This is a genomic window from Bradyrhizobium sp. SZCCHNS1022, assembly GCF_032484835.1.
Classification (GTDB): Bacteria; Pseudomonadota; Alphaproteobacteria; order Rhizobiales; family Xanthobacteraceae; genus Bradyrhizobium.
Window position 1 is genome coordinate 2,007,584 of record NZ_JAUETT010000001.1, and the last position, 18,559, is coordinate 2,026,142.

Below are 18,559 nucleotides of genomic sequence, written 5' to 3' on the forward strand. Positions count from 1 at the left end.
GGACGTCCAATGTCGTTTGCCTGGCTGCTGCGGCGGCTGCTCCTGATGGCCTACACGGTCGTCATCGTCTGCGTGCTGGTGTTTGCCATCACCCAGGCGCTGCCGGCCGATGCGGCTCAGACCCTGCTCGGCGAGAACGCCTCACCGGAGGCTCTCGCCGCGGTTCGTGCCAGGCTCGGTCTCAATGACCCCGTCTGGCTGCAATTCGTTCATTGGGCGGCGCACGCTGCTCTGGGCGATTTCGGCGTCTCGATGCGCACCGGTTTGCCGGTCGCGCCGGAGATGCTGACCGCGCTGTTGCGCTCGCTGCTGCTTGCGCTCTGCGCGATCTTGGTCACCCTCGTTATTGCGGTGCCGCTCGGTATTTTCGCCGCTATCAGACAGGGCCGGCTGGCCGATACGATCACCAGCCTTGCTGCTTATGTCGGTGTCTCGCTGCCGGAGTTCGTCACGGCCACGATCCTCACGCTGGTGTTCACGGACAAGCTGCCCTGGCTGCCAGCCACCGGCTACGTGTCGCCGTTGGAGGACACGGCTGCGGCGATCGCCCATCTGGCGCTGCCCGTGCTCACCGTCTCGGTCATCCTGGTCGCTCACGTCATGCGGATGATGCGGTCCGAGACGCTCGACGTGCTGCAGTCCGACTACATCCGCGCCGCGCGGCTCAAGGGATTGCCGGAGCGGACCGTGCTGACGCGGCATGCGCTGCGCAACGCGCTGTTGCCGGTCATCACCATCATCGCGCTGGATGTCGGCTATCTCCTGGGCGGCATCATCGTCATCGAGGAAATCTTCGCCATTCCCGGCATCGGGCGCGCGCTGATGATCGCGATCACGACGCGCGACCTGCCGTCGATCCAGGCCGGCGCCATGATCATGGCCGTGACCTACGCGATCACCAACACGGCGGCCGACGTCGTCTATGCTCTGATCGACAGGCGCATCCGCTATGACTGAGTTGCTGCGCCGCCTGTTGCACAAGCCGCAAGGCGCGATCGGTGTCGCGCTGCTGGTGATGCTGACCTTGGCCTGCCTTTTCGGCCCGTGGATCGCGCCTTACGCGCCGGAGAAGATGGATTTCCTCGGCCGCTTCCGCGCGCCGGGCTGGCAGAACTGGCTCGGCGCCGACCAGTTCGGCCGCGATGTGCTGAGCCGCCTGCTGTTCGGCGCCCGCTCGACGCTTCCGATGGCGCTCGCGGCCACCCTGATCGGCAGTGTCGCCGGCGCGGTGATCGGCACCGCATCGGCCTATCTCGGCGGCAAGGCGGACGAGATCATCATGCGGACCAATGATGCGATCATGGCGATTCCCGGCCTTCTGATGGCGCTGCTGCTGGTCAGCACGCTCGGCAATGGTGCCGGCAACGCGGTGATCGCCATCGCAGCGGCGTTCGCACCGGGCATGGCGCGGGTGACGCGCGCGGTGGCGCTGGCCGTGCGCAATCAGGACTATGTCAAGGCGGCCAGCTCGCGGGGCGAGGGCGCGAGCTGGATCGTCTTCCGCGAGATGCTGCCCAACGTCATGGCGCCGATCGTGATCGAGTCCACCATCCGGGTCTCGTTCGCCGTGATGCTGTTCGCGACCTTGAGCTTCCTCGGTCTCGGCGCCCAGCCGCCCGCTTCCGAATGGGGACTGATGGTGGCGGATGCGCGTCAATACATGCATCAGGCGCCCTGGGTGCTGATCGCGCCCTCGGCTGCGATCGCACTCGCGGCGATCGCCTTCAATCTGGTCGGCGACGGGCTGCGCGATGCGCTCAATCCGAGGGCCGAGCGATGACGGCACGCCCTGCACTTGCGGTCGCGAACTACGCGCTGGACTATATCACCGCCGCTGGCCCCGTGCAGGTGCTCCGCGATGTCTCGCTCGAGATCGCGCCGGGTGAAGTGCTCGGCCTTGTCGGCGAATCCGGCTCGGGCAAGAGTTCGCTCGCTTGGGCCTTGATGCGTCATCTGCCGGCCAACGCCCGTGAGGTGGCTGGCTCGCTGACGCTCGGTGACATCGATTTGCAGCGTTTGACGGCCAAGCAGTTGACGCATGTTCGCGGCCGCAGGCTCGGCATGGTGTTCCAGGATCCGTCCACTGCGCTGAACCCAACGCTGACGGTCGGACGCCAAGTCACGGAAGCGCTGATCCGGCATCGCGGCTTGCGGGCGCGCGAGGCCGAGGCGCTCGCCATTGAGCTGCTCGGTCATGTCGAACTGCGCAATCCCGCGGCGATCATGCAGCGCTACCCGCACGAGATCTCGGGTGGCGAGAAGCAGCGCGTCATCATCGCCACGGCTTTCGGCTGCAGGCCGGACGTCATCCTGTTCGACGAGCCGACCACTGCGCTCGACGTCATCACCGGCGCCCGTATCCTCGACCTGTTTGCGCGGCTGCGTGCCGAGACCAAGGTCGCCGCGCTCTATATCTCGCATGATCTCGCGATGATGACGCGCGTCGCCGACCGCGTCGCGGTGATCAAACACGGTCGCGTGGTCGAGCAGGGGCGGGCGTCCGAGATTTTCCGCTTCCCCCGGCAGGCCGATACGCGTGCCTTGGTCGCGGCGGTGCCGCGACCCGAACGCCGTCTGGTGCACGACAGTCCGGAGCAACGTGTTCTTCTCGCCGCAAACCGCATCGGCGTGCACTATGGCCGCGGCGGACTGTTTCGGGCCGCGCCGCCGCCAGCGACGCATGCCGTCGACCTTTCGATCCGGGCTGGCGAAATCCTCGGCCTGGTCGGCGAGTCCGGTTCGGGCAAGTCGTCCATTGCGCGCGCGCTCACCGGCCTGGCGCGCTTTTCCGGTGAGATCGCATTCGCCAACCGCACGCTGCATGGCGGCCGCGACATGAACGCGGCGTATCGGCGTGACGTTCAGATCATATTCCAGCATCCGGATTCCTCGCTCAATCCGCGTCACCGGATCGGCGAGATCCTGTCGCGCCCGCTCAAGCTCTATGGCGGCGATGCGGCGGAGGTTCCCCGGCTGCTCGAGCAGGTCAAGCTGCCCCGGTCCTATGCCTCGCGCTGGCCGCATCAGCTCTCCGGCGGTGAGAAGCAGCGGGTGGCGATCGCGCGCGCCTTTGCAGCGCGTCCAAAGCTCGTGATCTGCGACGAGATCACCGCGCCCCTCGATGTTTCGGTGCAGGCCCAGATCATCGAGCTGCTGCTCACGCTACGCGCCGAGACCGGCGCAGCCTATCTCTTCATCACCCACGACCTCAACCTGATCAGGCAGATCGCGCACCGGATTGCCGTGATGCGGCACGGCCATTTGGTCGATTGTCTGCCTGTCGAGGACTTCGATACGGACCACGTTCATCCGTATACCCGCGAGCTGATGGCTGCCTCGCCGGCACCGGTCGGCTGATTTGCAAGGATTTGACTTCATGGACCACAACGCGCTTTTCGCTCGGATCGACGTCGCGGGCTCTCTGGAGCTGCTGTCGCGCATGGTTCAGCACAAGAGCTACTCCAAGACCGAAGGCGAGAAGCAGCTCGCGGCCTTCATGGCGGAGCGCATGCGCGAGATCGGTCTGGATTCCGAGCTCGCGCCGTTCGGCAACGAGGGCCGGGTCAACGCGGTCGGTCGCTGGAAGGGCTCCGGCGGTGGCAAGAGCCTGTTGTTCAACGGCCATGTCGACACCAACCCGGTAACGGAGGGGTGGACCGTCGATCCCTGGGCCGGCAAGGTCGACGACGACTTCATCTACGGCATCGGCGTCTCCAACATGAAGGCTGGCGATGCCGCCTATTTCTGCGCGGTCAAGACGCTGATCGATGCCGGCGTGAAGCTGAAGGGGGACGTCATCCTCACCTATGTGGTCGGCGAGCTGCAGGGCGGCGTCGGGACCTATTCGCTGCTCGAACAGGGGCTGCGCGCCGACTACTTCGTCAATTCCGAGCCGACCGACCTGAAGGCGATGACCATGCACGCGGCCGCGTTCATGTTCATCATCGAGCTCACGGGCAATACCCGCCATCTTTCCAAGCGCGAAGAGGCCGTCGATGCGATCGCGGCGGCTTGCGATCTCATTCCGCGTCTCAACGCGATGAAATTTTCCGGTGCGCGCTCGCCTGCGCACGAAGGGATCAATCGCGTTCATGTCGGTGTCGTCCACGGCGCCCTCGGCCGCGAGCTGCACGAATGGCGCACGCCGCAGGTCGCCGATTTTGTCCGCATCAAGGGCTCGGGACGCTATGCGCCGGGCCAGACCGAAGCCGGCGCCATCGCCGACATGCGCCGGGAACTCGATGCGCTGCAGGCGCGCTTTCCCGGCCTGAAGGCCGAGATCATGTCGGAGGACCGCGCCGGCGTACCGACCATGCCGCCTTTCGAGGTGGCTCCTGAAAGTCCGATCGTCCTTGCGATCAACCAGGCTTACCGCGCAGTGCGTGGCGAGCAGCAACCGACCGGACCGGTCGCACCGAGCTGCTTCTACGGGACGGATGCCGGCCATCTCTATACCTACGGCGGCATGGAGGGTATCGTGTGCGGACCGGGCGGCCGCTACAACACCATGCCGGACGAGCGGGTCGATATCGCAGATTTCCTGGATATGATCCGAATCTATATGCTGACGATCCTCGAAATCTGCAGCTGACGAAATTTGTCGCCGGGACCGGGCGGACAAAGCGCGCGATTCGTGACAAGATGGCTTCATTGTTTCGAACCGAATTGCTGGAACGCCATGGTCGTGTTCAATTCGAGCCGCATATCGAATGGGGTTCGGGCCGCTATGATGGCGGCGCTCGGCCTCGTCCTGATCTGCCCGGCAGCGAACGCTTGGGCCGCGGATAACGACGACGGCAGCGATACAAAGCCAGCTGCGCCGACGATGTATCTGGACCTCAGGACCTATTATTCGCAGCTGCCTGCTGGGACTCTGGCGTTCGGCTTCGGTCATCCCTCCTTGTTCAGCGCAGTGCAGACGCTTGGCGGGCCCAACGGCGCGGCATTGTCGGCCGGATTGCCGGCGGCGAAGTCCCTGAACGTCGATGTTCCATTTACGGTCGACGTCACCGACCACATCTCGCTCTACGCCGGTGTGTCCGGCAGCTCCACGCAATTCGCGGGAAGCGGCTGGTCCTCATTTGACATCACGAGCTGGAATGTCGGGTTCCAGGCCGACGTCTACGAGCAGAATGGTGGGACGTTTCCGACCGTAACTCTGCAATCGACAATCACCCAATCGATACCGAACGGCCCCCTGGCCGCAACGTCCTTCAACAATATTGTCGAGTTCGACTATGCCCTGGACAAGGACGAGACACGCGGTCTGCTCGCAGGCGTCCAGTACACGCGCGTCGAAATGGCCACCGCAGCGGTAAGGATCAACCCAAATACGATCGGCTATGTCGGCGGCTATTATCAATGGCCCAACAACTGGAAGTTCACGGGCCGCGTGGGCGTGCAGTCGTTCGACGGCGCCCAGCTTCTGAGCCTCACGCCGGTCCGGCCATTCACGCAGCCCATCGTGCGGCTCGATCTGGACCGTATGGATGACAACGACAACCGGCTGTTTGGCGTGACCGCCGAGATCATGTGGGTACCGAAACCGGCATTCCAGCTCACGCTCAGAACGCCGCTCTACGCGGTGCGGAACTAGCTCGGTCGCAGCCTCTTTCGTCGCACGCTATCGCTTCAGCTGCTTGATCAGGGCTTCAAGTTCGCTGTTGCCGGGCATCAAGCGCGAGAGCTGGGCTGCATAGTTCAGGGCAGATGCCGTATCGCCGCTTTCGCGGCTCAGTGCGAGCGCCGCAGCAAGGATGTCGCGATCATTGGGATGACTTTGCAAACCATTCCTCAAGACGGCAAGAGCCTCGTCGCGGCGGCCGGAGGAATTTAGCCCCACGGCATAGACATAGGCGTAGCGTGCCTGGCCGGGGTCGAGCGAGGCTGCTTGACGCAGCTCGTCGAGCGCCGCCTCGTTGCGCTTCAGGCGGACGAGCGTCAAGCCGAGCGCGTGGTGAAGCGAGGCGTCTTGCGCCGATGTGGAGAGAGCCTCGCGCAGGACCCGCTCGCCGTCACCGTCACGTCCGAGCTGCCGATACAGGTCGGCCAGATTGATGGCGGCGGCTGCAAACGAGGGATCGAGCTTCAGCGCAGCCTGGTACTCGGCTTCGGCGTCAGCGGCTCTCGCTTGGCGGACGAAGAAGTTGCCGAGTGCCGTTCGGGCGTCCGGACGGTCGGCGTTGAGATTCTGCGCCGCAACGAATTCGGCTGCGGCTTGTGCAAACTTGTCGCGCTCGGCGACAGGCTGACGTGCGGCGGGAACCGATGCGAGAAGCTCGGCGGCACGGATGCGCACGCCACGGATCGGGTCGGTCAATTGCGCGGAGGCGAGCGCCCAGAGCCGATCGGCCGGCACTCCTTCCAGCCCGTCGAGCGCCCCCAGCCTGACCAGTGGATCCGGGTCTGAGAGGCCGCGGCGGATCAGGTCGAGGTCCGGCGTGGGAAGCTCGGCCAGAGCGCTGGCGCGGACGATGCCAGGCAGTTCGCCTGCGCCAGCAACAGTCGCAAGCAGGGCTTGCGCATCAGCGGCTTCGGTCCAGGCGGCATGAAATGCCGATGCATAGCTCTGATAGCCGTGTCGCTCCGGCCCGAACCAGCTCTCGATCTGTTGTGCTGCCCAGGCCGCCGACTTGTCGCGGTGGCAGTCGTTGCAGGCATTGGGTGCGCCTGTCTGCATGGAGAGATCGGGGCGGGGAATCCGGAAGCCATGGTCATGGCGTCGGTCGACGACCATGTAGCGGCGTTCCGGCATGTGGCAGGAGGGGCAGCCCGGCGCCGGCGAGACATCGGCATGGTGCCGGTGCGCGGCCGTTTCATATGTCGCGGCAGCATGACACTGCGCACAGATGCCATCGCCGGGTGCCTTCAGGGCCGCACTGTGCGGGTCGTGGCAGTCGCTGCAGGTCACGCCCTTGGCGAACATCCTGCTCTGCTTGAACGGGGCGTAATTGTAGGTCTCCTCGTCGTCGCGCATCTGGCCGTCGGGATGGAAGCGCTGCTGATCGAGGAGCGAGACTCGATGGGTCTCCGAGAGTGGGCGTCCCGGAATCCAGTCTTCCGAAAGCTGGCCGCGGCGCGCGTGGCAGCGCCCGCAGGTTTCGACCTCCTTGCGCAAGGCCGGCGCCGGCGCGCTGCGGATCGGCCTCAACGTTCCGGCCTCGGTCGACCAGGTGATGCCCGTTCGTTCGTCGAATTTCACCAGCAAGCCGGGGTCGGAGCCGCGCGACGCCGGCTTCTGGCGAGCCCATTCGACGTGGCGCGAACCGGCACCGTGGCAGGCTTCGCAGCCTACACTGATCTCGGCGAAGGTCGTTGCGAACCGACCCTTGGCCGCGTCATAGTTCTTGTGAACGTCGGTCGAGTGGCACTCGGCGCACATGAAGTTCCAGTTCTGGTTCAGTTTGGTCCAGTGCAGGGGATCTTTGTTGGTGACCGCTGCATCCGGATACAGGTGAAACCAGCGCTGTCCGCCTTGATCCTTCGGCCGTGTATCCCAAGCAATGGACAGGGCCTGAATACGGCCATCGGCGAATTCGATCAGGTATTGTTGCAATGGCTCCACGCCGAACGCGTATTTGATTTCGAACGTCCCGAGTTTGCCGTCCGGGCCGTCGGTCTCGACAATGAATTTTTCTCCCTCGCGGAAGAAGCGGGAGCGCGTGCCGGCATATTCGAACGTTGCGTCATTGAAATCGCCGCGCACCGACCGTCCGGTCGCGTGATCCATCGCGTGCCGGTGTTGCGAGGTCTGCCAGAGCTTCGTCTCGGCTTGATGGCACCCAGCGCAGGCCTGGCTGCCGACAAAGCTCAACTCCGCGGTTTGATGCGGCGCAGGCGGGAGGTCGGACTTCGTGAGCCAGTAGAGTGCGCCGCCTATGACCAGGGCGAGAAGAAGCAGGCTCGGGCCAATCCCCAGCCAGAGAATGCGTTTGCTGGCGACCGCTTCGGGCTGTTGCGACGCGCCAGACAGCACCTGCGGTCGCGTATCGGCGTCGGTCCTTTTTCGTTTACGGTTCCTTCGAGAGCCCTTGGCCACGTCTCTTTACCGATCCGTGCGTCGTCTATCCGTTTGGATTACACGCCAAGATCGTCTGCGTGAAGCACGAGTCTCGCTTCCGTCGCGAAGGTCTTTCCGAGCAGAAGGGCTGGACCCGAGCCGGAACATCGGCAACGCACCTATTGAAGCTGCTGAACCTTCGCAGCCATGTCGGGGGCACGGCTCACCTGATAACTCGCATTGCTGCATTTGAGCACCCAAACCGCATGATCGGGTTTGGAGAGATTCGTATCTTGTGTGGCGCTCAGCGGCTTCTCGCAGACAAAGCCCTGCGCTCGGATTTGTGCGGCGAGCATGTTTTGCACGGTCTCGTCGGCGGTTTGCGCGGAAGCGCCGCCGGGAGCCAGCAGGTCGGCCAGCATCATGGTTGAGATGCACATTGCGTGACGACTTATCATGAAGCCCTCCAATTGCGGAATCGAGAGGATGTGTTGGTCCGATTCCGAAGTCGCGCCAGAGGGTGCCCTTCGTGGAAAGCACCCTCCATCCGTCGGGATCTATTTCGTCGGGGCTGCCGGATGGGACGGCGGCGACACGCCGGGAGCCGCCCGTTCCACATCGCGAGTCGAGATCGCCTTCATCCAGGCCGTCATCGACTCTTCCGACACCGGCCCCTCGCCGAGATCCACCGTGATCTTCTCAAGCTTGCCCGAGAAGACGAACGGGGTCTGATAGTCCTTGTCGTCGACGGCGGTGCCGGTATCCATTCCGACGTCGAAGGTCTCGTCCCAGGCGAAGGTGAAGGGCGTCGTGTGGGGAAGCGTGATGCGCGCGGCTTCCTGACCGTCCACGGACATCACGCCCGTGCCGCCATGTCCGAACGGGACTTCCCCCTTCTGCTCCAGTGCAAAGTCGAAAACGATCGTATGTCGGCCCGGCTTCAACGCCTCTCGTGCTTGCCACTTGGGCCGTTCGACGTTCAGGAGGTTCATGGTGAAGGTCGGCCTGCCGTCCTTCAGGTAGAATCCCCATCCGCCGAACCGGCCGCCCTGCAGGAGCGCCGAGCGGGTTGGCGAGCACAATGCGGTGGTGTGGAAGCTGGTGTAACGCAGGCCGTCCGCTGCGACCCGGTCAAGCGTCGGAGTTGGGATCACGCCGCCAAACGTCGAAGGCGCTCCGAAGCCGACGTCGTCGGTCAGAATGAGGAGGACGTTCGGCGCATTGACTGGAGGCATGATCTGCGGCGGCCAAGCGGGTGTACTATCAACCGCATTAGGCTGGATCGCTCCCGAAAACTGCGGCGTGGGTGCCGGCAATTGCAGGCCCGGCAATGTCATCACGGTGCTTGGCGCTCCCGGAGTGCCACGTATCTGCTGCGCCTCACTCGATGCGGACATCGATAGCGCGCCAACAAACAATGCGCATGCGGCAACTAAATGTCGACGACAATGCACTGCAATGCCTCCTCGAAAACGGCCAATCCTCACTTTGTTTCCGCTCTCTGAACTTGACGCAGATCAACCGATCTTAGGTGCGCCCTGCTGCCGGACCGGCCGCTTTAAGTCGGGATCACTGTGCCAGCGCCTATGCAGACGTCGAAATCTAATCAGGAGAAACGCGCGGCAGCCAGGTGCAAGGCATTGCCTTTCGGTCTCTCAATTCATTGAATCTACTATAGATTGTAAGATTGGGTCGACGTAATGCTGTCATCGGCGGAGCTGATCAGCAAGATAGATCGCTCTAACAGTTTTGATCTGCATCAACGCTTGGCATCCGCTCGCGTGGCTCGTTTCGTACATTTTAGCGAACGGAGAGATGCATGAAGATTGTTCTGATTTCAGCTGCCATGCTTGCAGGCCAATCGTTGATAGCGGTGTCCGATCGCGTTCCCGAACTGAAAGTCGAAGCGCTTTGCCAGGCGACCTCCGACACGGACAAGGCGATGGGATTGGCGTTGGCGCAGAGTGTCTCCGATTGCATGCGCGATGAGACAGCGGCGCGGCAGCAGCTCGAGGTTGCATGGTCGGCGACCAAACCGGCCGTCCGCAATGAATGCGAAAGTGAGGCCATGTCGGACGGGACTCAAAGCTATGTCGATCTGCTCACCTGCATTCAGATGACGGACACGGCAAGCGCGATGACGTCGGCGGCGCCACTCAGGGGCGCCAGCAAGAATCGAAACAAGCGATAGTGAATCAAATTATCGATGGAGCAAATCTATGAGCATCAAGCGTTTCGCACTCGTCGCCGGCATCATTGCCGCGACCGTGATTCCGGCTTCTGGCGCGTCGGCCCAGTCGATCAATCTCACCGGCATCTTCAGGTGCATTCAGATGTGCCGCGGCGGCTTGCCGGCCTACGTCACCCAGAATGGCCCCGAGCTCAACATTCTGACCGAGGCGGGGGTGCCTTCGCGCGCGTGGCCGGACTGGTATTCGCCGGCCAACCGGATCTGGATCGATGCCTTCAACGAGAGCGCGGTCTACTCGCCGGATGGCATGCTGATCCAGTTCGATAACGGGACCATCTGGCAACGGGAGCTTCCGCCGGTCGTGCCGCCCGTCCGTCGGCGACGGTAGGGCTGCACTCGTTGGAAAGACCTGCCGCGTAGCGCGGGGACGAAGATCGCGGGCCAGGCGGCGTTCGGCTAGTCGCGCGATCACCCGTGATTCAGTGGTGGGCCCGGCAGGACTCGAACCTGCAACCAGACCGTTATGAGCGGGAGGACAACGGTCGGCGTGGTTGAATTTGCTGAGCCTTCGATTGAGATCGACTGCGTTTGGGGGCGCGGCGCTTGGATCCGCCGCACGCAGTTAGAAAGCTCGGGCAGTGCGGGCCGGCTGCGCCGCCGGTAGCGCGTCAAGCCGCAGGTCCTTTCGAATCCCGGCGTCCACCAGGGCGGCGGGAGCAAATCGGTGGAGCAACCGCAGGCGGTTTGCGAGTTTGCCGGCCGCGTATCGGATTTTTGGGTGCGCCGCGCTGGCCGCCTTCAGGACGGTGTCGGCAACGACGCCGGGCTGTTCGGCGGTTGCCATCACCTCGTGCATTCTCTTGGTCACGCCCTCGCGTGCCTCGCGATACGCATCGAGCTTGGCATCCGGCTCCATGAAGTTCGCGTCAAACGGCGTCTTCGTGTACGCGGGTTCGATGACCGAGACCCGGATGCCTTTCGTGCGCAGCTCATGGTCGAGCGATTCCGAATAGCCTTCCACTGCGTGCTTGGTTGCGGCATAGAGCGCGCCATAAGGCATCGGCAGAAAGCCGAGCACGGAGCCGATATTGATGATGCGGCCCTTCCCCTGGCGTCGCATGTGAGGCACGACGGCGCGCGTCATCCGGATCAGTCCGAAAAAGTTCGTCTCGAAAATCGATCGGGCCTGACTGATCGAGCTCTCCTCCGCCCCAGCAGGGGCAACACCGAATCCGGCGTTGTTCACGAGCAGATCAATGCGGCCATCGCGCCGTATCACTTCGGCAACTGCGGCTTCGACGGACTCATCGCTGGTTACATCAAGCGACAGCATCTCGAACGATTGCTTGTTTGCCCGGGCTGCCCGTCTGCTCGTGCCGTAGACCTTGTAGCCGCCTTTCGCGAGCCGCTCCGCCGTGGCTTGGCCGATGCCTGACGAAGCGCCGGTAACGAGCGCTATCTTTGTTTGGGTGCTGTTCATAAGAGTCTCCTGACGGCAGGGGGCCGATTCTGAACCAGTTTGATTGCGATCGTAATTATTGATATAGATGACGGTCGCCACTATATTTGTCAAGTCCCGAGACTGAGGACCAGCGAACATGCGCGTTTCAAAAGAACAGGCAGCCAAGAACCGCGAGCGCATTCTCAATGCCGCCTCCCGCCTCATGCGAGAGCGCGGCATCTCCGGCGTCGGTGTCGACGCGCTGGCGGAGGCGGCCGGGATGACCCATGGCAGCCTGTACAGTCAGTTCGGTTCCAAGGAACGGCTCGTCGAAGAAGCGGTGGCCCACGCAATCGCCACCAACGGGCAGGACGTGCCCAAGGTCTTTGCGCTCGGCGACTACGTTTCAGAATATCTCTCGGCGGCGCATCGCGACGAGCCGGGAAGCGGCTGCCCATTAGCAGCGCTGTGTTGTGAAATGCCGCGTCAAAGTGGTGGCGTGAGAGAGCGCTTCACGGCCGGAGTGCGGGGCGTGGTCGCGCTCCTGAGCGGCCGAATGGAGTCCCAGCTGAAGCCACGGCAGCGCGAGGAAAAAGCGCTGGCGACTCTGGCCTCGCTGGTCGGAGCGCTCGTGCTCGCCCGGGCCGTGAACGATCCCAAGCTATCGGACGACATTCTTCGCGCAACCAGGAGCCGCTTGAGCGACTGACTGTCATCGTGGCGCGACAATTTGGTGGGCGTTGAAGTAGAGCAATGAACGACAAAACCAGGTGTTTCTGGTGCGGTATTCAACTGCGAGAAGACGAGACCCGATAAGCTCTTGGTTCATTGGTGGGCCCGGCAGGACTCGAACCTGCAACCAGACCGTTATGAGCGGCCGGCTCTAACCATTGAGCTACAGGCCCCGCGGCGCTGGCGCTACCCACAACGACATCTGTGGTATCGAACCGGCACGGCTGGTTCGACCAATGCCGGTGGGAGGCCGGGCGACGGTGCGGGCCCCGTTTACCGCGTGGCGTCCGATCCGGCAATGCCGCCTGCCGGATCTCTCGCCGAACCCTGATGATGCCGGCGAAGCTCGCGGAATGGCGGGTAGGGGGTAACGAACAGGAAAAATTCCCATTCGCTACTCGCCAATCGCTATTCGCGCCGCTTCACCAGCGGACAGGCCGGATCGGGCGGGCCGAAGGCGTCCTCGCCGGAAATCGTCGCCAGGATCTTGTAATAGTCCCACGGATATTTGCTTTCCTCCGGCGACTTGACCTGCGCCAGCACGAGATCGTGCACCATCAGATTGTCGGCGCGCAGCTTGCCGTGGCGGGCGAAGAAATCCTCCACAGGCGTCTCGCGCATCTTCGCCGCGACGACAAGCGGATCGTCGCTGCCTGCGGCCTTGATGGCGTTCAGGTAATGCGTCACGGCGGAATAGACGCCGGCCTGCCACATCGTCGGCATCCGGTTCATCTTGGCGAAATAGCGCTTCGACCATTCGCGGGTCTTGTCGTCCATGTCCCAGTAGAACGAGGTGGTCAGGAGCAGGCCCTGTGCCGCCTGCAGGCCGAGCGAGTGGATGTCGGTGATCAGCGCCAGCAAGGCCGCCATCTGCTGGCCGCCCTTGAGCACGCCGAATTCGGCCGCCGTCTTGATCTCGTTGATGTTGTTCGGCGGCCCGGCGGCGATGCCGATGATCTTCGCCTTGGAGGCCTGGGCCTGCAGGACGAAGGAGGAGAGATCAGGCGTCGCGAAGGGGGGGCGTACCGCGCCGACCACCTTGCCGCCATTGGCGGTCACGACGCTGGAGGCATCTCGCTCCAGCGAATGGCCGAAGGCATAATCGTCGGTGATGAAGAACCAGCTGTCGCCGCCGCGCTTCACCACCTCTTTCGCCGTCCCGGTCGCGAGCGCGCGGGTGTCGAACACCCATTGCATGGCGTAAGGCGAGCAGAACTTGCCATGGAAATCGGCCGCGCCGGTCGAATGCGTGATGAACAGCCGGTGCTTCTCGTTGGCGATGGTCTGCACCGCGAGGCCGACCGCCGAGACCGGCACGTCGACGATCAGGTCGACCTGTTCGGTGTCATACCAGCGCCGCGCGATCGCAGCGCCGATATCCGGCTTGTCCTGATGGTCGCCGACGATGACGCTGATCGGCTTGTCCAGCACTTTGCCGCCGAAATCGTCGACCGCCATCTGCGCGGCCGTCACCGAGCCCTGGCCGGTCGGCGTCGATGCCGGGCCGTTCATGTCCGAGAGCACGCCGATCTTGACGACGCCGTCTGAAATCTCGGCGCGGGCTGTGGGCGCAACGCAAAGCAGGGCCGCGCCCATGATCGCGGCCTTGGTCGCGCGTTTGGCGTCGATAAAAGGCAATCCGTCCTCCCCCGATATCTCCGGCTCTCTCGGCCGGTCGCCCTTTGTGCAATCAACCGGCGGTTCCAGTCAATCAGGCGGCAAAACGGATCTGCCCGGCGGGAGAGGTATCATAGCCGGTCAGTTCGGCGGCGCGCTGCTGCGTGCGCTTGTCGGCGAGGAAGCGGATCAGGGCCTGCATCGCGGGGCGGAAATAGCTGCGCTGCCGCGTCAGGAGGTCGAAATTTTCCCAGGTGAGCGGCACGAAATCGAGCCCGGCCGCCTTGGCCGCCGCGCGCGTGGCGATGCCGCAATCGGCACTGCCGTTGCGGATTGCGGCAGCCAGATCTGGTCCGGTCAAGCAGGCGGGCTCGCGGCGCTTCAAATCTCTCAATCTGGCGCCGGTGCGTGCGAGCAGGCTTTCCAGCAGAAGCTGCGCACCCGCGCCGGGCTGCCGCACGGCAACCAGCGCGCCAGAGGCCAGCACGTCGGCCAGGCTCAAGAGATGCCGCGGATTGCCGAGCGGCACCAACAGTCCCTGTTCCCGCCTGACAACCCCGACCAGCACGGCGTCGTAAAGGCCCGGCATCGCCTGCACCGCCGCGACGTTGGCGTCGCTCTGCTCAGGTCCGCTGCCGTGAAAGTGAAGCGCGGTGGCGATCACCTCGCCGCGCTGCAACCGCTCGACGCCGCGCAGCGTGCCTTCTGTCAGCGAGGCCAGAGCCGAGCCGGATTCGCGCAGGCACCATTCGAGCAGATCGTCCTGACTGCCGCCGACGATCGGCGGCGGGTCGGCTGCCGGCATGCCGGGCGGCCGTGCCATGCCTGCCAGCACCCACAGATCTAGCTCATGCCGCGGGAATAGCCACTTACCGGTGACCTTGCTGCAGGGAATCGCTCCCGAGGTCACGAGCTCATAGAGCTTGCGCTCGCCCAACCGAAGGTAGTCGGCCGCTTCGCTGGTAGTGAGGAATTCCATCCTGCATCTATATGCATATTTTGGGTCCTGCTCAATTGTTTGACAGCACCGGGAAATTATGCCGAACAGGGCAGGCGGAGCGGCAGATGGTAGATCACGGCAGCGCTTGGGAGTTGATCGCGAGCGGCGATGCGACCTTGTTCGCAATCGTCCGCTTGTCGCTGATCGTCAGCCTCGCCGCAGTTGCGCTCTCGACCCTGATCGGGTTGCCGCTCGGCGCCTGGCTGGCGCTGGCCCGTTTTCCGGGCCGCGAAGCGATCGTGGTCGGACTGAATGCGATGATGGGGCTGCCGCCGGTCGTGGTCGGGCTTGCGATCTATTTGTTGCTGTCGCGCTCGGGCCCGCTTGGCGAACTTGGCATCCTGTTTACGCCGAGCGCGATGGTGATTGCGCAGACCGTGCTGATCGTGCCGATCCTTGCGGCATTGACACGTCAGACCATCGCCGATCTTTGGGTCGAATATCGTGATGAGCTCGCGGCGATGGCGGTCGGCCCGGTCGGGCGGCTGACGACCGTCTTATGGGATGCGCGCTTCAGTCTGCTCACGGCGCTGCTGGCGGGCTTCGGCCGCGCGGCGGCCGAGGTCGGCGCGGTGATGATCGTCGGCGGCAATATCGATGGCTTCACCCGCACCATGACGACGGCAGTGGCCTTGGAGACCTCCAAGGGCGACCTGCCGCTCGCGATGGGGCTCGGGCTCATTCTTCTCGCCATCGTGGCGGCGATCAACGCCGCTGCCTGGGCCATGCGCGCCTGGTCGGAACGGCAGGCAGGTTAGAGATGCGCGCGCCCCTTAGCGACCTGCCGCTGCTGCTTGAGGATGTCTCGCTGCGCGCCGGGCGCACGCCTCTCCTCGAGGGTGTGAGCCTCAGGATCACGCAAGGACCGCCGACCATGATCGTCGGCCCCAATGGCTCGGGCAAGACCAGCCTGTTGCGGCTGTGCATGGGCCTGGCGCGCGCGAGCGAAGGCCGTATGACCTGGGGCGGCCGGGAGGAGAGCGCGCCGGCGCGGCGCGCCTTCGTGTTCCAGCGTCCGGTGATGCTGCGGCGAAGTGCTGCGGCCAATGTGGATTACGCGCTGGCGCATGCGGGTGTGGCGCGTGCCGAGCGCCCCGCGCGCATTGCGGAACTGCTCGATCGCGTCGGCTTGTCCGAGCTTTCGGAGCGTCCGGCGCGAAGATTGTCCGGCGGTGAGCAGCAGCGTCTGGCGCTGGCGCGTGCGCTGGCGCGCGAGCCTGAGATCCTGTTCTTGGACGAGCCGACCGCGAGCCTCGACCCTGCCGCGACCCGCGCGGTGGAAGACATCGTACTGAGGGCGGCGCAATCGGGCATCAAGGTCGTGATGAGTACGCACGATCTCGGCCAGGTGCGCAGGCTTGCCGGCGACGTGATCTTTCTGGTGCGCGGCGCGCTGCGCGAACGCAGCCTCGTGATCGATTTCCTCGACAATCCGGCAACGCCGGACGCTGCGGCGTTCATCCGCGGCGATCTCGTGCTCTGAACGCTCACAACGACAAGCTCACAATAACAAGAAGGACATCGTGATGCGCGCTCGCCTCGGCTCCTTGCTCGTCATCGGCTTCGTCGCGGCGGTCGCGGCGCTTGCGCCTGCGCGCGCCGCGGACCACTCGATCGTGGTCGCCTCGACGACATCGACGCAGGATTCCGGCCTGTTCGGCTATCTGCTGCCGCTGTTCAAGGCCAAGACCGGCATCGACGTGAAGGTGGTCGCGCAAGGCACGGGCCAGGCGCTCGATACTGCGCGGCGCGGCGATGCCGACGTCGTGTTCGTCCACGCCAAGGCGCAGGAGGAGAAATTCCTGGCCGAAGGCTACGGCGTGAAGCGTTATGACGTCATGTACAATGATTTCGTGCTGATCGGTCCGAGCAGCGACCCGGCGCATGTCAAGGGCAACGACATCCTCGCCGCGTTCAAGGCGATCGCCGCCAAGGCTGCGCCCTTCGTCTCGCGCGGCGACCGCTCCGGTACCCATCAGGCCGAGCTTGCGCTGTGGAAGGACGCCGGCATCGACATAACAGCGCAAAAAGGGCCCTGGTATCGCGAGATCGGGCAGGGCATGGGAGCGGCGCTGAACACCGCAAGTGCGATGAACGCCTATGTGCTCTCGGACCGCGGCACCTGGATTTCATTCAAGAACCGCGGCGATCTTGCCATCCTGGTCCAAGGCGACACGCATCTGTTTAACCAGTACGGCGTGATGCTGGTGAACCCGGAGAAATTTCCCCATGTGAAGAAGGCGGACGGCCAGGCCTTCGTCGACTGGCTGATCTCCCCGGAAGGTCAGGCCGCGATCGCCAACTACAAGATCGACGGCCAGCAGCTGTTCTTCCCGAATGCGAAGCCCTGATCGGTGTTTGGCAGCGGTTGCCGCAAGCTCTGTACTCACCAGTCCGCCTTGCGAGGGACATATTTAACAAAAGCGCGATAGCGGGCGTACGTTTCTGCCGCTTAGATTCCAAGATGGCTCTCCGGATCGTCGCAGGTTGAGAGCGTGGCTCTCCCCTAGGGGGGAATAGTGCATACATTTTCAAAAGAATTGCTCTCGGAAGATATCGATGAGGCGGTGCACGAAATAGACGAATTGCTTGAGCGTTATGGCGACCGGCTTTGCCACGACGAACGGAGGTTCATTGAACGCTATCTCAAGCTGGAAATGTACGCTGGAGTTGTAATTCGGCTCAGAGAATGCCACGCGGCAAATTTCGTCGCCATCTTTGAGCGGAAATGGCGGCTCATACTTCGGCCGGCTGATGGGATTCCCGTTCACTGGCTGCATCACGTAAAATGTAATGTGGCTGACGTTAAGCAGCCCGGGAATTATTTGCCGATGTTTGTCGGTAATGTCGAGATGTTCCAGCTGCCAGAGAACGTGGCCCTTGCCTCCTCGGTACGGCTGCACTCGGCGAATAAGTTTTTCGACGGGCGCTCCCACCCGATTGAAGAACCTGGTACGCCTTTCATTGGACAGGCCTGACTCATCCCAGGCGATTGGGAAATAGGTGTCACGCAGCACATCATCGCCGACTGTAGGATCGACTCGTTTAATGAGGGCGACCGCAAGACAGTCCAGCGCGCTCCGAAGGTTGTGAACAACATCTCCGATGTACCCGCTTAAATTGGCTGGGATATCTTCCAAGATGCGAACGCGGTAGATTTTTATCGTGGGTTCCGACTCCTCATCAGCAACGAAATCTTGCGTATATCTATGCTGGAACGCCTCCATCGCCTTTATGAGGTCGTTAAGGTGTTTGTTGGCTCGATCGATCTTTATCCAACAACTGAGCAGTGGATCATTGTTCATGAGCAAGTCAGATGATTTGGAGGGCACAAAGGCTTTGAAGGGAGCGCTCGTGCGGATTGAAGCCGCACGAGTAAATGGAGGCGCAAAAGAAAAAGTCTAAGGTCACTTTTGTAAAGTATATAGTTTCCCTTGCGGGGCGGGGGTGGGGGCCACAACGGCAGCGTCGCTTGGGGCACCCCCTCCCCAACCCTCTCAGCGCGAGCGAGGCTAGTCGCGGCCCCCAAGGGGGGAGGGACCACACCTTCGCCGCGGTCGCAGTTTTCCTTCCGCAACG

At 63.3% G+C, this 18,559-nt stretch carries 17 protein-coding genes, 1 tRNA gene and 1 pseudogene; 11 read left to right on the plus strand and 8 right to left on the minus strand.

The annotated features are described in order from the left end of the window. Nucleotides 1-9 precede the first annotated feature (9 nt). From QX071_RS09130 to QX071_RS09150, 5 genes are all read left to right on the plus strand, one after another. Nucleotides 10-957, plus strand: coding sequence for an ABC transporter permease (locus tag QX071_RS09130; RefSeq protein WP_315701148.1), 948 nt, complete (start codon nucleotides 10-12; stop codon nucleotides 955-957). Beyond that, complete coding sequence (locus QX071_RS09135) at nucleotides 950-1,780, plus strand: ABC transporter permease (protein WP_315701147.1); 831 nt, start codon at nucleotides 950-952, stop codon at nucleotides 1,778-1,780. The genes QX071_RS09130 and QX071_RS09135 overlap by 8 nt, the downstream gene beginning before the upstream one ends. After that, nucleotides 1,777-3,357 carry an ABC transporter ATP-binding protein gene (gene nikE / locus QX071_RS09140; protein WP_315701146.1) on the plus strand — a complete coding sequence of 527 codons (1,581 nt, stop codon included), beginning with the start codon at nucleotides 1,777-1,779 and terminating at the stop codon, nucleotides 3,355-3,357. Before QX071_RS09135 ends, nikE begins: the two co-directional genes overlap by 4 nt. Nucleotides 3,358-3,376: 19 nt before the next feature. Next, entirely contained in the window at nucleotides 3,377-4,591 is a 1,215-nt protein-coding gene (locus QX071_RS09145; protein ID WP_315701145.1) for a M20 family metallopeptidase, read from the plus strand. A 135-nt stretch (nucleotides 4,592-4,726) separates the two neighbouring features. Then, nucleotides 4,727-5,596, plus strand: a complete 870-nt coding sequence (locus QX071_RS09150) for a hypothetical protein (protein WP_315728526.1) — start codon at nucleotides 4,727-4,729, stop codon at nucleotides 5,594-5,596. 27 nt (nucleotides 5,597-5,623) lie between these two features. Here the strand turns inward: QX071_RS09150 and QX071_RS09155 are convergent, their stop codons facing one another. The 3 genes and pseudogenes from QX071_RS09155 to QX071_RS09165 all read right to left on the minus strand — a co-directional run. Further along, nucleotides 5,624-7,729 (minus strand): cytochrome c3 family protein, encoded by a 2,106-nt coding sequence (locus QX071_RS09155; RefSeq protein WP_315703088.1) that lies wholly within the window; start codon nucleotides 7,727-7,729, stop codon nucleotides 5,624-5,626. A gap of 449 nt (nucleotides 7,730-8,178) precedes the next feature. Continuing rightward, nucleotides 8,179-8,424 carry a hypothetical protein gene (locus QX071_RS09160; RefSeq protein ID WP_315701143.1) on the minus strand — a complete coding sequence of 82 codons (246 nt, stop codon included), beginning with the start codon at nucleotides 8,422-8,424 and terminating at the stop codon, nucleotides 8,179-8,181. 597 nt (nucleotides 8,425-9,021) lie between these two features. Continuing rightward, nucleotides 9,022-9,396 (minus strand): annotated as a pseudogene (locus QX071_RS09165) (sulfatase-like hydrolase/transferase); the annotation flags it as partial. Between the two features lie 422 nt (nucleotides 9,397-9,818). Between QX071_RS09165 and QX071_RS09170 the strand changes: the two are divergent. After that, entirely contained in the window at nucleotides 9,819-10,190 is a 372-nt protein-coding gene (locus tag QX071_RS09170; RefSeq protein ID WP_315701142.1) for a hypothetical protein, read from the plus strand. A gap of 28 nt (nucleotides 10,191-10,218) precedes the next feature. Then, nucleotides 10,219-10,578 (plus strand): hypothetical protein, encoded by a 360-nt coding sequence (locus tag QX071_RS09175; protein ID WP_315701141.1) that lies wholly within the window; start codon nucleotides 10,219-10,221, stop codon nucleotides 10,576-10,578. A gap of 234 nt (nucleotides 10,579-10,812) precedes the next feature. Here the strand turns inward: QX071_RS09175 and QX071_RS09180 are convergent, their stop codons facing one another. Further along, the gene (locus tag QX071_RS09180; RefSeq protein WP_315701140.1) at nucleotides 10,813-11,670 is read right to left on the minus strand and encodes an oxidoreductase; all 858 of its coding nucleotides are present in this window, start codon (nucleotides 11,668-11,670) and stop codon (nucleotides 10,813-10,815) included. A 118-nt stretch (nucleotides 11,671-11,788) separates the two neighbouring features. Here QX071_RS09180 and QX071_RS09185 point away from each other — a divergent pair, with 118 nt between their 5' ends. Continuing rightward, nucleotides 11,789-12,340 carry a TetR/AcrR family transcriptional regulator gene (locus QX071_RS09185; RefSeq protein WP_315701139.1) on the plus strand — a complete coding sequence of 184 codons (552 nt, stop codon included), beginning with the start codon at nucleotides 11,789-11,791 and terminating at the stop codon, nucleotides 12,338-12,340. A gap of 120 nt (nucleotides 12,341-12,460) precedes the next feature. On the opposite strand, the gene QX071_RS09190 is transcribed toward QX071_RS09185, so the two are convergent. From QX071_RS09190 to QX071_RS09200, 3 genes are all read right to left on the minus strand, one after another. Further along, a tRNA-Ile gene (locus QX071_RS09190) sits at nucleotides 12,461-12,536 on the minus strand. 235 nt (nucleotides 12,537-12,771) lie between these two features. Then, nucleotides 12,772-13,959 carry an ABC transporter substrate-binding protein gene (locus QX071_RS09195; RefSeq protein WP_315703087.1) on the minus strand — a complete coding sequence of 396 codons (1,188 nt, stop codon included), beginning with the start codon at nucleotides 13,957-13,959 and terminating at the stop codon, nucleotides 12,772-12,774. A 115-nt stretch (nucleotides 13,960-14,074) separates the two neighbouring features. Further along, entirely contained in the window at nucleotides 14,075-14,959 is an 885-nt protein-coding gene (locus QX071_RS09200) for a helix-turn-helix transcriptional regulator (protein WP_315701138.1), read from the minus strand. Between the two features lie 86 nt (nucleotides 14,960-15,045). Between QX071_RS09200 and QX071_RS09205 the strand changes: the two genes are divergently transcribed. From QX071_RS09205 to QX071_RS09215, 3 genes are read left to right on the plus strand one after another with little or no spacing between them, the layout of a single operon-like run. After that, entirely contained in the window at nucleotides 15,046-15,738 is a 693-nt protein-coding gene (locus tag QX071_RS09205; RefSeq protein ID WP_315701137.1) for an ABC transporter permease, read from the plus strand. Nucleotides 15,739-15,740: 2 nt separating this feature from the next. Further along, nucleotides 15,741-16,463, plus strand: a complete 723-nt coding sequence (locus tag QX071_RS09210; RefSeq protein WP_315701136.1) for an energy-coupling factor ABC transporter ATP-binding protein — start codon at nucleotides 15,741-15,743, stop codon at nucleotides 16,461-16,463. A 43-nt stretch (nucleotides 16,464-16,506) separates the two neighbouring features. Continuing rightward, nucleotides 16,507-17,331: a substrate-binding domain-containing protein gene (locus QX071_RS09215; RefSeq protein ID WP_315701135.1), complete on the plus strand. Its 825-nt coding sequence runs from the start codon at nucleotides 16,507-16,509 to the stop codon at nucleotides 17,329-17,331. 180 nt (nucleotides 17,332-17,511) lie between these two features. Here QX071_RS09215 and QX071_RS09220 read toward each other — a convergent pair whose 3' ends face one another. Continuing rightward, a complete protein-coding gene (locus QX071_RS09220; RefSeq protein ID WP_315701134.1) occupies nucleotides 17,512-18,285 on the minus strand; it encodes a hypothetical protein in 774 nt (257 codons plus the stop codon). Between the last annotated feature and the right edge of the window lie 274 nt (nucleotides 18,286-18,559).